At 66.5% G+C, this 13346-nt stretch carries 8 protein-coding genes and 1 pseudogene; 1 reads left to right on the top strand and 8 read right to left on the bottom strand.

What is annotated here, in order from left to right:
* The first annotated feature begins 573 nt into the window (after positions 1 to 573).
* Entirely contained in the window at positions 574 to 5181 is a 4608-nt protein-coding gene (locus P3102_RS18985) for an RHS repeat-associated core domain-containing protein (RefSeq protein ID WP_276360471.1), read from the top strand.
* Between the two features lie 502 nt (positions 5182 to 5683).
* On the opposite strand, the gene P3102_RS18980 is transcribed toward P3102_RS18985, so the two are convergent.
* The 8 genes and pseudogenes from P3102_RS18980 to P3102_RS18945 all read right to left on the bottom strand — a co-directional run bounded on the left by P3102_RS18980 (position 5684) and on the right by P3102_RS18945 (position 13342).
* Positions 5684 to 6928: an MFS transporter gene (locus P3102_RS18980; protein WP_276360470.1), complete on the bottom strand. Its 1245-nt coding sequence runs from the start codon at positions 6926 to 6928 to the stop codon at positions 5684 to 5686.
* Positions 6907 to 7146: a hypothetical protein gene (locus P3102_RS18975; protein WP_276360468.1), complete on the bottom strand. Its 240-nt coding sequence runs from the start codon at positions 7144 to 7146 to the stop codon at positions 6907 to 6909. Before P3102_RS18975 ends, P3102_RS18980 begins: the two co-directional genes overlap by 22 nt.
* Positions 7147 to 7194: 48 nt before the next feature.
* Positions 7195 to 8313 carry a hypothetical protein gene (locus P3102_RS18970; RefSeq protein ID WP_276360467.1) on the bottom strand — a complete coding sequence of 373 codons (1119 nt, stop codon included), beginning with the start codon at positions 8311 to 8313 and terminating at the stop codon, positions 7195 to 7197.
* A gap of 76 nt (positions 8314 to 8389) precedes the next feature.
* Positions 8390 to 8584 carry a hypothetical protein gene (locus tag P3102_RS18965; RefSeq protein ID WP_276360465.1) on the bottom strand — a complete coding sequence of 65 codons (195 nt, stop codon included), beginning with the start codon at positions 8582 to 8584 and terminating at the stop codon, positions 8390 to 8392.
* Between the two features lie 1505 nt (positions 8585 to 10089).
* Positions 10090 to 10530, bottom strand: coding sequence for a hypothetical protein (locus P3102_RS18960; protein WP_276360464.1), 441 nt, complete (start codon positions 10528 to 10530; stop codon positions 10090 to 10092).
* A 671-nt stretch (positions 10531 to 11201) separates the two neighbouring features.
* A pseudogene (locus P3102_RS18955) lies at positions 11202 to 11537 on the bottom strand (lysine 2,3-aminomutase); the annotation flags it as partial.
* Between the two features lie 432 nt (positions 11538 to 11969).
* Positions 11970 to 12566, bottom strand: a complete 597-nt coding sequence (locus P3102_RS18950; RefSeq protein ID WP_276360462.1) for a hypothetical protein — start codon at positions 12564 to 12566, stop codon at positions 11970 to 11972.
* Between the two features lie 536 nt (positions 12567 to 13102).
* Positions 13103 to 13342 carry a hypothetical protein gene (locus P3102_RS18945; protein WP_276360460.1) on the bottom strand — a complete coding sequence of 80 codons (240 nt, stop codon included), beginning with the start codon at positions 13340 to 13342 and terminating at the stop codon, positions 13103 to 13105.
* Between the last annotated feature and the right edge of the window lie 4 nt (positions 13343 to 13346).

Here is a 13346-nt window from a genome sequence, read left to right as displayed (position 1 = left end):
CAGTCGACCGTGTCAAACTGGGTGCGAAGACCCAGGCGCTCTCTAACTGTACCGGCCTGCCGCTTGCCGTCAGCACCCACAACGGCGGTGTGCTCAAAGCGTCGAGGATTTCCACTGGCCGGGCTGACTTGTTCGCAGGTGCCGCGGGTTGCGGCCGTACAGAGTCTTTCGTTCCAATTCCAAGGTCCTTTCGGGCCGAGTTCCTCTCAATCGACTGCAGTCGGCGGATGTCGTCCTTATACAGGGGATGGCTCGGTCAGGGGGTGACTTCGTGGCGGGGTGGTGCGCCGGTAAGCCGGTGTGGTGAGCTGGGGAGCGTAAAATGGGGAGGGATTCACGATGATGTTGAGAGCCCTTGCATTCAGGGCGCGGCCGAACGTACCCGGAGAAGAGCGCGATGGGGAGCGTGCCACGGCCGTGAGGCGAGCGCCCGGCCGTGGCACTGACGACGCGACCGACTGGGTGGTCGGGACCGGACACCAGACCGCAACCCTCCTCGGCCCTCGATGACTTCGTCGCATCGCCGCTGATCGGCCGCAGACGATACCGACTTGGAAGTGAGCAGGATTTCTCGTGAGCAATCCGTTGATCGCGCCGGTGCAGGACTCGACGACGGCGGTGTCCGGTATTCCGTTGCTGGAGAGCGCGACAGGGCTGAAGTCGGCGATCGAGAGCAAGGACTGGGCCGGGGTCGCGATGGGCGCGGTGGGGACCGCGCTAGATGCCCTGACGATGGCGATGGACCCGGTCGGCGCGGTCTTCGCGGCCGGGGTCGGCTGGTTGATCGAGCATGTCGGGCCGTTGAAGGAGGCGCTGAACGCGCTGACGGGGAACGCGGACGAGATCGCGGCGCAGTCGGAGACCTGGACGAACGTCGCCAAGGAACTGGAGAGCGTCTCGGCGGAGCTGGTAAATCTGGTCGAAAAGGATCTGCAGAACTGGCGCGGCGACTCGGCGGACGCGTACCGCAAGCAGGCCGGGAACACCGCGACTCTGATGACCAGCGCGCAGAAGGGTTGCGAGGGCGCGGCCAGCGGAGTGAAGACCGCGGGCGAGGTGGTGGCCGCGGTTCGCACACTCGTCCGCGACATCATCGCCGAGTTGGTCGGGCATCTGATCTCGTGGGCGCTGCAGGTGGTGTTCACGCTCGGCATCGGGATGACCTGGGTGGTGCCGCAGGTGGTGGCTGCGGTGGCTAAGACGGCGTCGAAGATCGCGAGCGTCACCACGAAGCTGGTGAAGGCGCTCAAGGCGTTGGTGCCGCTGCTGAAGAAGGCCGGGACGCTCTTCGAGGACGCAGGGAAGGCGCTGAAGGGCATCAAGGGTGGCAAGCCCAAGGCCGCACCCAAACCGAAGGACATCAACCCTCCGAAGGGGTCGCCGGGCAAGGATGGCAACTCGTCCGGGGACTCGACCACGACCTCGAGTGCGGATTCGGGATCGACGAACACCGCTGCGACCGGCGGCAACAGCGGCGGTTCGCGGCCGCACGGCGAGACGGAGCCGGGCGGCACGCACGGCGGCAAAGACGGGCCAGGCGAGGCACCGCCACCGGGTCGTGGCCCTTCCGGCGGGAACGACTCGACGTCCACTTCGGGTGCGGGACCGGGTGTTCGGGGTAACAGCCGCGGTCCGCGGCAGGACGGGGTACCGGACAAGAACAAGAACACCTGCGGTGATCCGATCGACGTGGCCAGCGGTGACGTGGTGCTCGCGCAGACCGATGTCGAGCTTGCCGGAGCGCTGACGCTGGTGCTGCGCCGCGTGCACCTGTCCTCCTACCGGGCGGGCTGGTCGTTCGGCCCGAACTGGGCGTCCACTGTGGACCAACGGCTGGAAGTCGACGAGGAAGGGGTGTCTTTCGCCGGCGATGACGGCACGCTCCTGTGCTACCCGCATCCGATGCCGCAGTCCTTGCCGCAAGCAGGACCACGGCGGCCGCTTGCGTTGACCGGCGAGGGCTACACGGTCACCCTGCCGGAGCAGGGCCGGACGCTGCATTTCGGCGGCGGTACCGGAGTGTTGCCCTTACACGCCATCACCGACCGCAACGGGCACCGCATCGAGTTCGTCCGTGACGAAGCCGGGGCGCCGACCGAGATCCGGCACAGCGGGGGCTATCGCATCCGGGTCGAGGCCGCGGACGGGATGATCCGCGCGCTGTACTTGTGTGGCGCCGACGATGGTGCTGACCTGCTGTTGCTGCGCTATGGCTACGAGCGCGACCGGCTCACCGAGGTCACCAATGCCTCCGGGGCGCCGCTGCGGTTCAGCTACGACGGCGCAGGCCGGATGACCGGCTGGACCGACCGCAACGGTTCCTGGTACCGCTACGGCTACGACCCCGAGGGGCGGGTGGTGCGGGCTGAGGGTTCCGGTGGGTTCCTCAGCGGCACCATGGCGTACGAGGACAAGGTGCGGCGGTGGACCAACTCGCTGGGGCAGCAGACCGTCTACCACCTCAACGAACTGGGCCAGACCGTGCGTGAGGTCGACCCGGCCGGGCACGAGGTCCGTTCGGAATGGGACGCCTTCGACCGGCTGCTCACCCGTACCGATCCGCTGGGCCGGACGGTGCGGTACGAGCACGACGAGTTCGGGAATGTGGTGGCGGTGACTCGGCCGGATGGCGCGCAGACCCGGTTGGAGCACAACGGTCTCGGGCTGCCGGTGGCGGTGGTCGCGGTGGACGGGACGGTCTCACGGCAGGAATACGACGAGCGCGGCAACCTCACCCGCGCGATCGACGCGGCGGGCCGCGCGAGCAGCTATGGCTACGACGAGCAGGGGAACCTCTCGACGATCACCGACCCTCTCGGCGGCGTGCGCACTATCCTGAGCAACGACGCCGGACTGCCGGTGTCGGTCACCGATCCCTCGGGCGCGGTCACCCGGTACGAGCGGGACGGTTTCGGGCGGGTCTGCGCGGTGGTGGATCCGGCCGGGGCAACCACACGGTTCGGGTGGACCGTAGACGGCCTGCCTGCCTGGGAGACTGCGCCGGACGGGACCACGCAACGGTGGATCTACGACGGCGAAGGGAACCTGCGTACCCACGTCGACACCCTCGGCCAGACCCATCGCACCGAGGTCACTTATGCCGACCTGCCCTCCGCCGAGACCCGTCCCGACGGCACCCGCATGGAGTACGGCTACGACACCGAACTCCGGTTGACCAGCGTCACCAACCAGCAAGGCCTGGTGTGGCGCTACGAGTACGACGCAGCGGGCGATCTGGTGCGGGAGACCGATTTCAACGGCCGGGTGCTGAATTACCGGCACGACGCGGCCGGGCAGCTGGTCGAACGCGTCAACGGTGCGGGGGAGACTGCGCAGTTCCGCTACGACGTCCTCGGGCGCGTCGTGGAACGCCGCAACGGCGCGGCGGTCACCACGTTCGTCTACGACGCGGTGGGCCGCGTGGTCGAAGCAACGAACCCGCACGCGCGCGTCACCTTCAGCCGGGATCCGGACGGACGCGTGCTCACCGAGACCATCAACGGCCGCACCGTCGCCTCGGTCTACGATCCACTCGGTCGGCTTGTCCGCCGCCGCACGCCGTCCGGAGCCGAGAGCGGGTGGGACTACGACGCGGGCCCCCGGCCCGTTTCGCTATACACCGCCGGGCGCACGGTGCGCTTCGACTACGACAGCGCAGGCAACGAAACCCGGCGGGAATGGGGTAGCCAGGCGGTACTCGCCCAGTCCTGGGACGCCAACCACCGGCTGCGGACGCAGTCACTCACCGACGCCACGGGAACCCAGACACAGCAACGTTCCTACCGGTACCGCGAAGACGGTTTCCTGGCAGCCATGGACGATCGGCTCACCGGTCCACGCCGGTTCGACCTCGATCGCGTGGGCCGGGTCGTGGCCGTCACCGGCCCGGGCTGGAGCGAACGATATGCCTACGACGCCGCGGGAAACGTCGCGCACGCGTCGTGGCCCACCTCTCCCGAGCCGGCCGTCGAGGACTTCGGCGAGCGGGAATACCGTGGCACCCTGATCCGCCGGGCCGGCAACGTCCGCTACGAGCACGACGCGCAGGGGCGGGTGGTGCTGCGGCAACGGAAGCGATTGTCTCGCCGCCCCGACACCTGGCGCTACTTCTGGAACTACGACGACTGCCTTTCCGAGGTGCTCACTCCGGACGGCACCCGCTGGCGATACCACTACGACGCGCTCGGCCGCCGGATCGCCAAGCAGCGGCTCACTCCCGACGGCTCCGAGGTGCTGGAGCAGATCGAGTTCGCGTGGGACGGGCTCGTGCTGGCCGAACAGGCGCACACGTACGGCGTGCCGAACGGCGCCGGTCCGGGGGAAGCCCGCGTCACGGTGTGGAACTACGAACCGGGCACCGGCCGTCCGCTGACCCAGACCGACCGATCACCACTGCGCCACGCGCCGCAGCAATGGATTGACGAACGGTTCTATTCGATCATCACCGATCTGGTGGGCACTCCGACCGAGCTGGTGGACGACCGGGGTGACGTGGCCTGGTTCCACCGCACGACCCTGTGGGGTGGAACAGCGTTGAGCCGGGGCGGCGCGGGAACCGGCACCCCGTTGCGTTTCCCCGGCCAGTACCACGACCCGGAAACCGGCTTCAACTACAACGTTCTGCGCCACTACGATCCCGCTTCCGCCCGATACAGCAGTGCCGATCCGATCGGCCTGCGAGGGGGAGCCAACCCCCACCAGTACGTGCCCAACCCGCACACCTGGCTGGATCCGCTCGGGCTCACCCCGTGCCAGGAACAGCTCGCGGCCGATCTCGGCGACCGGGCCTCGTACTACCATCGCATTCTCAACTCGCGAACCGGGGAATACAATACGGTGTCCGTGATCAGGGTGCGGGACGGTCAAGGCAATGAGTTCAATGTCGTCACGCAGAACGGCGGGGATGACTTCACCAGAGCGCAGCGAGGGGCTGCTCAGCCCGGCGATTTGCTGGTTCGCGTACCTGGTGGAGTCGATCGGCATGCCGAGATGAACGGAATGGCCGTCATCCGGAATCAGGGATGGACACCGATAGCCGGCGGCGCGAGCCGGCCTGTGTGTACGCCCTGCGGCACGACATTGTGGAACCAGCATGGTGCTCAGGTGGTCGGGCCCGAGCACCTGGGCGAGGGGACCGGGCAGACCGGTTTCATCTTCCCTCTGCCCGCGAATCCCACGTGACGAATGAGGGGCCAATCGACAGCTCGGGTACTGACGGGAATGGGCGACGTCCAGCCCGAAGGTTGTCCCGTAATGATCGAAGTATTGGTGGGCGTCGATGACGGTGGTGGGGCCGGCCGGTCAGGCCGTCATGGTCAGGTTGCGTATGTGGGCGACGCCGTGTGGCGTGGTGGACGCCGTCGCGTGTGCGGCGGCAGTCGCGCAGGATGTTCCGGGACTTCGTGTGCGGCAGGGCGTGCTCGACACGGGCGCGGACGCTTCTGTGGAGGGTGTTGACGTTTTCTTTCCCTTGCGGCACAGGGGGTTCTCCTTCGCGGGGTTTGCGGTAGGCCTGATACCAGCACGCGAGGCGTCGACGCGCGTGCCAGCAGGGCGGTCCCGGGAACCCGCAGCTGCTGCTTCGGAGTCCAAAACCTGCTCGATCAGCCTGCGGTGTTGTGGGCGGGACGCCAGTCATCGACGACGTCGCCGATGTGCCATCTGGATTCGCACGCGGTCACGGTCACGCTGGTGTCGAACGGCCGCGTCGCGAGGTGACCCGGTGTCCGCAGATCGAGAGACATACCAGCAGCGAGGTGCTCGCGGCCAGCACCAGCAGGTGCCTGGGCTCGACCAGGTCGCCGACGAGCGCGCTCAGCGCGGCACCAAGTGCCATGCCCAGTTCCGGGATGAGCATGGCTGCCGCCGAGGCCCGCGCGATCGTGTGGATCGGCACGACGGCGGGTATCGCGGTCATCAGGGCGGCGATGTAGAGAACCCCCGCGAAGCTACCGATCCCCTCGTACCAGGCGAGACCGAGCACCGCCGACCAGCCCGGCCGGGACAGCGGCAACGCCCACAGCGACGCGGCCATGAGCAGCAGGGCGAGCAGTGCGACGTGCGTGGTCGGCATCCGGCGGGCGAGCACTCCGACCGCCGCGCCACCCGCGATTCCGCCGGCTGCGCCGGCCGCCAGCAGCCACGCGTAGGTGCCCGGCGCGAGACCGAGGTCGCGGGTGGCGAAAATCGGCAGGACCGCGCCCACCACACCGTTCAACGCGGTCACCAGGAGTGCCCCGACGGCGATCGGCGCCAAGGGTTTGTGCAGCACGACCAGGAATCCGCGCGCGACGCCGATGAACCCGGCATCCGCGTCGCCCTCGACGAGTGGGCGCACCGGCTCTCGTCCGCGTAGCAGCAATGCTGACGCCAGGTAGGTCGCCGCGTCGACCAACAGCACGACGGGTGCCGTCAGCACCTGCAGCAACAACCCCGCCAAGCCCGGACCGGCGACCTGGGTCGCGCTGGTCACGGTGCCGATCAGGCCGTTGGCGCGGGCTAACGAGTCCCGGTCGACCAGGTCGACCACAACCGGCACTGCATACGCGGTGAAACACCCGGTGAGCGCGGATGTCACGGCGGTCAGTGCGACGAGGGACCACATGGTGAGGTGTCCCGTCCACCACACCACCGGGACAAGCCCGACGGAGGCGAAGCGGCCCAACTCCAGCAGTCGCAGCATGGTGACACGCCGAGTGGACCGTTCCGCGGCGACCGCCGCTAGCAGCCGGGCGGCGGGCCGGACGCTGTAGGTGACGACCAGCAGTACACCCAGTTGGCTCGTCGTCGCGCCGAGCACCACGGCCGCGAGCAGCGGCACGACCACGGCGCTCACCGCGGTGCCGAGCGCGGACTGCCCGCGCACGGCCAGGTAGCGGCGGAAGACCGGGTCGTGCCGCAGCGCGCTTACTCCCGCTGGGAGTACCATTGCCCGCCCTTGCCGTCGTTCAGGGAGGTCATCCTGATGCGGGCGGCTTCCAGCAGGCCCAGCACCTCCCACCGCACCGCACCTGAAACGATCATCCGGATGTCCGCGCCGGTCGGGGTCAGGCACTCCAGGACTATCACGGCCTTCACAGCCCGCCAGTCGTCGGGCAGGCCGGGCACGGTCAAGCCGAAGACGTGTTCGTCCGGCGGGTGGTCCACGGTAGCGCCCCATTCCCCGGCGGCGAGCGCCGGTGCTCCGATCCGTCGTCAGCCGTTGCGCAGTATCAGGCACTGGTCGACGGTGAGGGCGCAGCAGTCGCCGTCGATGTCCTCGTCGTTCACTCCGTCAGGGTGCGGTGAGCCGTCGTCGCGGGGTTCGCCGAGGTCGATCGGTTCGTCATCGACGTCGGTCGTCACGAGTCCGCCGGACGCGATCAGGTCAAGGTGGACCTCGCAGTAGTAATCGATGATCTTGATGTCCTGGTTGTGCTGTCCGAACCCGATGTGCACGCCGGGCAACCGCTCGTTGATATGCGAGTTCAGCGGGGTGAGTGCGGTGACGCCGGCGTTGGTGCCGAACCCGAGTTCGCCGACGCGTCGGGCATGTGGCAGATCCCAGCACAGCTCGAGCAGCCGGCGCACGTCCGGGTCGGCGCAGATGAAGTCCGCAGCGGTGCTGTCCACGATCTCCACGGTGACCGGGTGATCGCGCAGACGGGCGTCGAGGCGGGTGAAGACGTTGACGTTGAACGCGGCGTCCGCGACCAGGGTGCCGTTGATACGCGCCGGGAAGGTCGCCACCTCGCCGGGCGGCAGGATGAGGAAACCGCTACCGCCCTTTATTCCGCGGTTGCTCGTCCACTGGTAGCGGTCGTGGTCGAACTCGACGCTCAGGTCCGAGCCGCTCGGTGTGGTGATGCGGGCCGCGCCCGCGGTGCGGAGCCGGCGCAGGAGTGCGGCGTTGTAGGCGGAAAGGGTCTCCGGTGGCAGCAACATGGTCTGCGAGAAGAATTCGGCGCTGCCGCTGATGATCCGCACGACCTTGCAGCGGTCCGCGCCATGGGCGGTGGTCAGGTCCCGGAACACGTCGAAGTGAGACATGCTGTCCCGTTCGACGGTCAACACCACCATTCGACCCGGAAGCGAGCCGGGCAGGGGGAGGGCTGTCGCGAGCCGGGTGGCCAGTCCGGGATCGGTCATCGCGGCCATGCCGACCGCGGTTGTGCTGATTGCTCGCCGCTTCGCGGCGACCGTGACCCACGCGGCCACTTCGCGGCACTCGGGGCTGTACACGATGGCGAGATAGTCATCAGACCCGACGCCCAGGTACGCGTCCAGCAGGTTGTCGACCCCGATCCAGACGTCGTCAGACACGGCTGTCGTCATCGGCTCAGAACCTCCTAAGAAAGCGAGACCTGCTCGGGCGGTGCGCTCGCGCACCGCCCGAGCAGGTGATGAATGATCAGCAGGGGCCCGCGACGTCCGGGTTGTGGTGGGTCGAATAGGTGATCTCCCACGCTGCCAGGCGGTTGTCGCCGTTCTCCTCCAGCACGTCCGAGGTGAACGGGGTCGACTCCGACACCTCGATCGGCTCGTTGCTGAGTAGGTCGGCCATCGTCTGGCCGATCTCGGCTTTCAGGTTTTCCGTCAGTACCATGTGTGCCAACTCCTCCCTGTGTTGCGCAAGTGATGTGTCGCGCAACAACGGAAACGCCCATCGGGGAATATTGAAACCGCACTATCGAAACGGACCGGGTCAGCGCCTTCATGTGAGGCGTTCCCGACATTCGGAACGTAGCGCGCCGGACGTCGCCGGCGCAAGACCCGAGTGCGCGTGCGACCAACAGATTCGTACGATTGCCGGAATTTCAGTTAATCGAGAATTGCGCCCTGTCGTGTCCGTAACCGTGGTGGTCCGGTCGCGTCGCGTCTCCGGGCGCGACCGCAGCGAGATGGCAACCGAGCCGGATGAGAAAGTTCTTGCCTGGCAGGCACGACAAGGGCCCGGCGTGACGAGCACGCCGGGCCCTTCGTCGTCGATGAGCAGGTGCCGCGCAACGGGTTCCACTCGATTTCAGTCGACGCTGCAGGCCTCGCCTGGGCGACTGTGGGAGGCATCTGCGAGACTCAGGAAGTCTCCCTGCGTCGTCGGTTCTCTTGCCTTTGCGTCAACGTGTGAAAAAAGGTTTCTGTCAGAGCTTTCGCTGATCTCGCAGTGGTTGCGTGAGACATCTGCTGAAAAGGCAGGATTGGCGAACCAGGCGCTTGTTTCGTTCGATGTCGGTATTTTCACGATATGCGACAAGCTGTTGTGGGTGGTCACGCGCGTGGGCCCGGGTGGCAACCCGGAGAGGCCGCCGGCAGCGGATCTTCCTGACGCCGGTGCCTTCGTCGGTACGTCGCGCTCTTGCTGATCAGGTGGCGTCGATTGGGGCCGGCTGTGTCGATGTACCTTCGGGTCCGCTTCGGCAGCGGCGTGATCGGTTACGGCATGAGGTGGGTGGCTGGGCGACGTCGGCGACGCCGCCCAGTTCGGGTACCCACCCACCCCGAGGACGTCTCGGGGTGGGTCGATCATGGCATCGGCCACCGACAATTCGGCGTAGGCGGCGAGGCCGGGACGAGGCGGAAGGGGTCACGCAGCTGCTCGGTCGATGCTGTGGGTGGGCGGTGCGGATGCGGTTCGAGAACGGCCGAGTTCCCGTCTGCCGGGGGTGAGGGCCGAGAGGTGACGGCGGAGCTGGCCGAGGACGCTGGGGCCGATCCCGCGCCCGTGTCATGGCAGAGGCGGATCTTGCCGAGCAGGACGACCTGGCAGGAGCCACAGGCCTGGTGGCCGACGTGGCCCATCCCCACGCCGGCCCGGTAAATCCGATGGGTGCAGTAGGAAATGCCGGCATCGCAGCAGCGGCTCACGGGGCGAGCCAGAGGTCGATGCCGTGTTCGGCCGGTGCCGCGGACTGCCGCGCATGGTTCACGGTGGCAGCGCCGCCGGTCGGGCACCCGCTGTCCTTTCGGGCCACCGGTCCGGGGACGAACCCCCGTTCAGGCCGCTATCCCGCTCCAGGACAAGGCCGTGTGGAGCGTGGTGATCAGGGTTTCGTCATCGACGAAGGAGGCGCTGAACTCGCTGGGCCGGCGCGAGTTCCTGTTCGCGCGTGGTCATGGCCGCTCGCGGCAGTCGTCGAGCGGACGCGGGGCCGTGGCACGGCGTGGTCGTGGTGATCGTCGTCCGGCGACTCGCCACGCTGGCGGGTGGGTTCGGTTGAAGGTATCGGTGAAGCCGCAGAGGGCTTGTTTGGCGGCGCGGTCGTCGGGCGCCTGGCCCGTGCTGCGTTCGGCCCAGAAGACCAGCGCGTTGATGGTCTGGCGGATGGTGTCGGGCCGGTACTTGGGATAGGCGTCGGTGTCCTGGTCGCAGGTATCGTCCCAGCGGGTGATCTGGTCGTCGACGTACTCAAGCAGCTTGGCGGTCGTGATCGCGTTGGAGCCGGTCTGATAGCCGCGGATGTGGCACCAGTGCTGGTAGTGCGCGAGACGGGCACGGTAACAGCTGATGGTCTTGTCGGAGTACCGACGCAGCATCGACGGGCGAAGTTCCATCTCGGAACGCGAGAACCTGGACACCACTCCAGAATGCCATCAACACAGCCCCAACGAGCGCAGCCACCCCTATTTCACAGTGGCGGTCGCCGCACGACAGAGCACCTGATTCTTGGTCACCGCAAAATGTGGGTGATACCCGCAGGTATCACCCACGCCGCCCTGCACGTGCGCGTCGGCAATAGGACCTGAACTGCAGGCCACGGCCCTACAAGGCTGCGTCGAGACTACTGTCAGTAATCAGCAAGGAATATGGCGATCGGCGCGAGAACCGCATTAGCACCATACACTTTTACTTGATGAATCGAACATGGTGGTCGACGTAAAACGTACGTTAGCACCGTACATTTCCTTCAACAGCCGAATTTGCGGTGTCGAGTCGCGGGAAACGCCTCAATGTCCCCTTGTGGTCCCGCGTGAAGAATGCGACAAGGAGGGTCGGGCTACGTCTGGGCGGCATGCCGTCGAGTGACTCACTCTGGCTTAGCCTCCGGTCCGCCTGACCGTCCACTGTGGATCTCCTGGGCCTTTTCTGGGCCTTTTGAGGTCCGGTCGCAACCGGTACCAACCGGTTCTGACCAGCACAAACAGCCGATACGACGGAGGGGGCGTTTGAAGCTCCCATATGCGCCCAAACGCCCCCTCGGCGGCCTACTCGATGAGCTGGCCGGTCAGGCCATCGGGGGCTGGTCCCGCCACCAGCGCTGGCCGGCTTCGGGGAGGGTGGTGATCGGGTCGTAGTAGGGGTAGCGCTGCTGCAGTGCCTCGTCGGCGTTGGCGACGTTTTCCCTGTCTACGCTGGTCAGGTAGTTCTTGGTCCAGTAGGAGATCCCGAGCTCGCGGTCGTAGTCGGCGAGCTGGTGGACCCAGCGCTTCCCGACGTAGGGCACGTCGCAGACGATCCGCGGGGTGGCGTAGCCCGGCAAATACCCCATGACCGCGTGCTGGAGTTCCTGCGCTTCGTGCACGGAAACCCGCCAGTGTTCGGCGTTGGGGATCATGTCGCACTAAGCGAAGTTTGGCGCAGGCCGACGTCTGAGGGCCTCGTTGACCTGGTGGTTAGCTTTCGTTAACGTCCACAATGGATCTCTGGGCCGTTTCTGGGTCGCCCGCGAAAGTCACAGAAAGGTAACTTTAACAGCGCCTGTCACCAGCTTGTCAGCAGGCATAGATCGCAAGGCCCCATCAATCGTGGCACCCGTTGTCGGGTGCGCTATCGCTAGATTGAGTGAGCGGTGCTGGACGGCAGGTCCGAGGCCGTTGGTGTCTGGCGCGGGTTGGTGTGTTTCCAAGCTGGCATGCCGTGGGACCTTCGCCTGTTGACGGACGCTCGTCATGCTGGTTTAAGCCAGATTTGGGGGAGTGATGAAACTACGCAGTGTCGGCACCCAGTCACGACCTCTACGTCCCCCTGCCCATGCAACATAGGGAGGCAAGGCCTATGAGAGGTCCTCGTCGCGTGCGAGGTGGCCGAGGTTGGAGCATGTGGGGCAGCTTGGGTCGCGGCGGGCTTGTTGGTAGGCGCGCTGTCCGTTGCGGGGGAAGTGCAGGAAGGAGTGTTCGTCGTCGTCGGTGTGGAGGTTGGTGACGGCGAGCATGAAGTGGTTCACGGCTTCGCCGGCGGCGATGCTGTTGAGGGCGATCACGCTGGGTGCTGGGATCTCGTCGAGGTAGCGGGCTTGCTCTTGGATCTTGTCTGGGAGCATTTCCAACGCCAGCGCGGCCGGGTTGATTCGGCGTCCACTGAAGTAGTTCCGGTGCTGCCTCGTACAACGGACGAGCTTGAGTTGGTGAGCAAGTAGGTGAGGTCGTCGCTCGGACGCGATGTGCCCGATGATCGCCCCGAGGGCCTGGGCCTGTTGCAGAGAGTAGTTGTAATAGCATCCCATATCAGCTGTTCGGCTGCCTCTTCGGCGCCTGCTCGTGCGGTCGCGTTGGCGACGGAGAGCAGCGCTCGAACTGCTCTTCTTGGATCGTGATCGAACGGGCGATCCGTTCGGCGTCGCTGCGGTCGTCGCCACGATCTCACGCAGCATCCGGGAGGACCTTGCGGAGCCACCAAGCCGATGTGCGTTCTGTTCGCCGTCGGCGAGCAGGTGGCCAGCCCCTGCTGCGCTTTCCTGACTCAGAGACCTCCTTTGCCACCACCAACAGCGCCGCAATCCTGTCGCCCGGATCGTCGATCGAGCGGGCGCGCGGCTCGGCGCCATCGTGGTCACTGGCCGCGACCGCTATGGCGGTCATTGGGCGCAGGGCGGCCTAGTGCCTGGGCCAACCTCGGACGGATCGAACGAAACGTCGAGCCATGTCAGGGTCGCCTGCCCGCGCAATCGCCTCTGCCGTGACCCAGGTCGACTCGTTTGTGACGGCCTGAGTGCTCGTCTCCCTGCCGAACGACGGATCGATGGTGACGAACTGATGACGTTGTCGCCAGAGAAGATATCCCAGATATTGCTCCTCATATAGCGGCATTGAGTCGTGATCGACTCCTCGAAACGGCTGATCTGAGTCGTATCAGGCAGAACGTTCGGGGTAGACGCTGCGACGAGCAGGACTGCGCGGGCCGAGCGACTCAAGTCCTGGAACCGGAAATCTCGGTCGGCCGAGGGACTGCGCCATCGTCGATGACGGCTAGCAAGGCCACCTTGCCGTTGAAGATGACCGTGGCCGGGGTGCCATCGCCGGCGAGAAGGGCGAGCTTGACGACCTTCTCTTCGGACATGGCGGCTTCGATGGTGGCTGCCAACGAGGCCGCCTCGGCCGCGTTCACCTTCCACATCTGGTCGCCGAGTTTGACTCGCTTGGTCTCCATTGCC

The sequence above is a fragment of the Amycolatopsis sp. QT-25 genome (genome assembly GCF_029369745.1).
Taxonomy (GTDB): Bacteria; Actinomycetota; Actinomycetes; order Mycobacteriales; family Pseudonocardiaceae; genus Amycolatopsis.
Note: the sequence above shows the minus strand (reverse complement) of the source record. Positions and strands in the feature narration are given on the sequence as shown.

Excerpts from the sequence above, each read along its gene's own strand:
- P3102_RS18970 (WP_276360467.1), bottom strand. The coding sequence starts at position 8,313 with ATGACGACAGCCGTGTCTGACGACGTCTGGATCGGGGTCGACAACCTG.
- P3102_RS18980 (WP_276360470.1), bottom strand. The coding sequence starts at position 6,928 with ATGGTACTCCCAGCGGGAGTAAGCGCGCTGCGGCACGACCCGGTCTTC.
- P3102_RS18960 (WP_276360464.1), bottom strand. The coding sequence starts at position 10,530 with ATGGAACTTCGCCCGTCGATGCTGCGTCGGTACTCCGACAAGACCATC.
- P3102_RS18945 (WP_276360460.1), bottom strand. The coding sequence starts at position 13,342 with ATGGAGACCAAGCGAGTCAAACTCGGCGACCAGATGTGGAAGGTGAAC.
- P3102_RS18950 (WP_276360462.1), bottom strand. The coding sequence starts at position 12,566 with ATGCTGCGTGAGATCGTGGCGACGACCGCAGCGACGCCGAACGGATCG.
- P3102_RS18965 (WP_276360465.1), bottom strand. The coding sequence starts at position 8,584 with ATGGTACTGACGGAAAACCTGAAAGCCGAGATCGGCCAGACGATGGCC.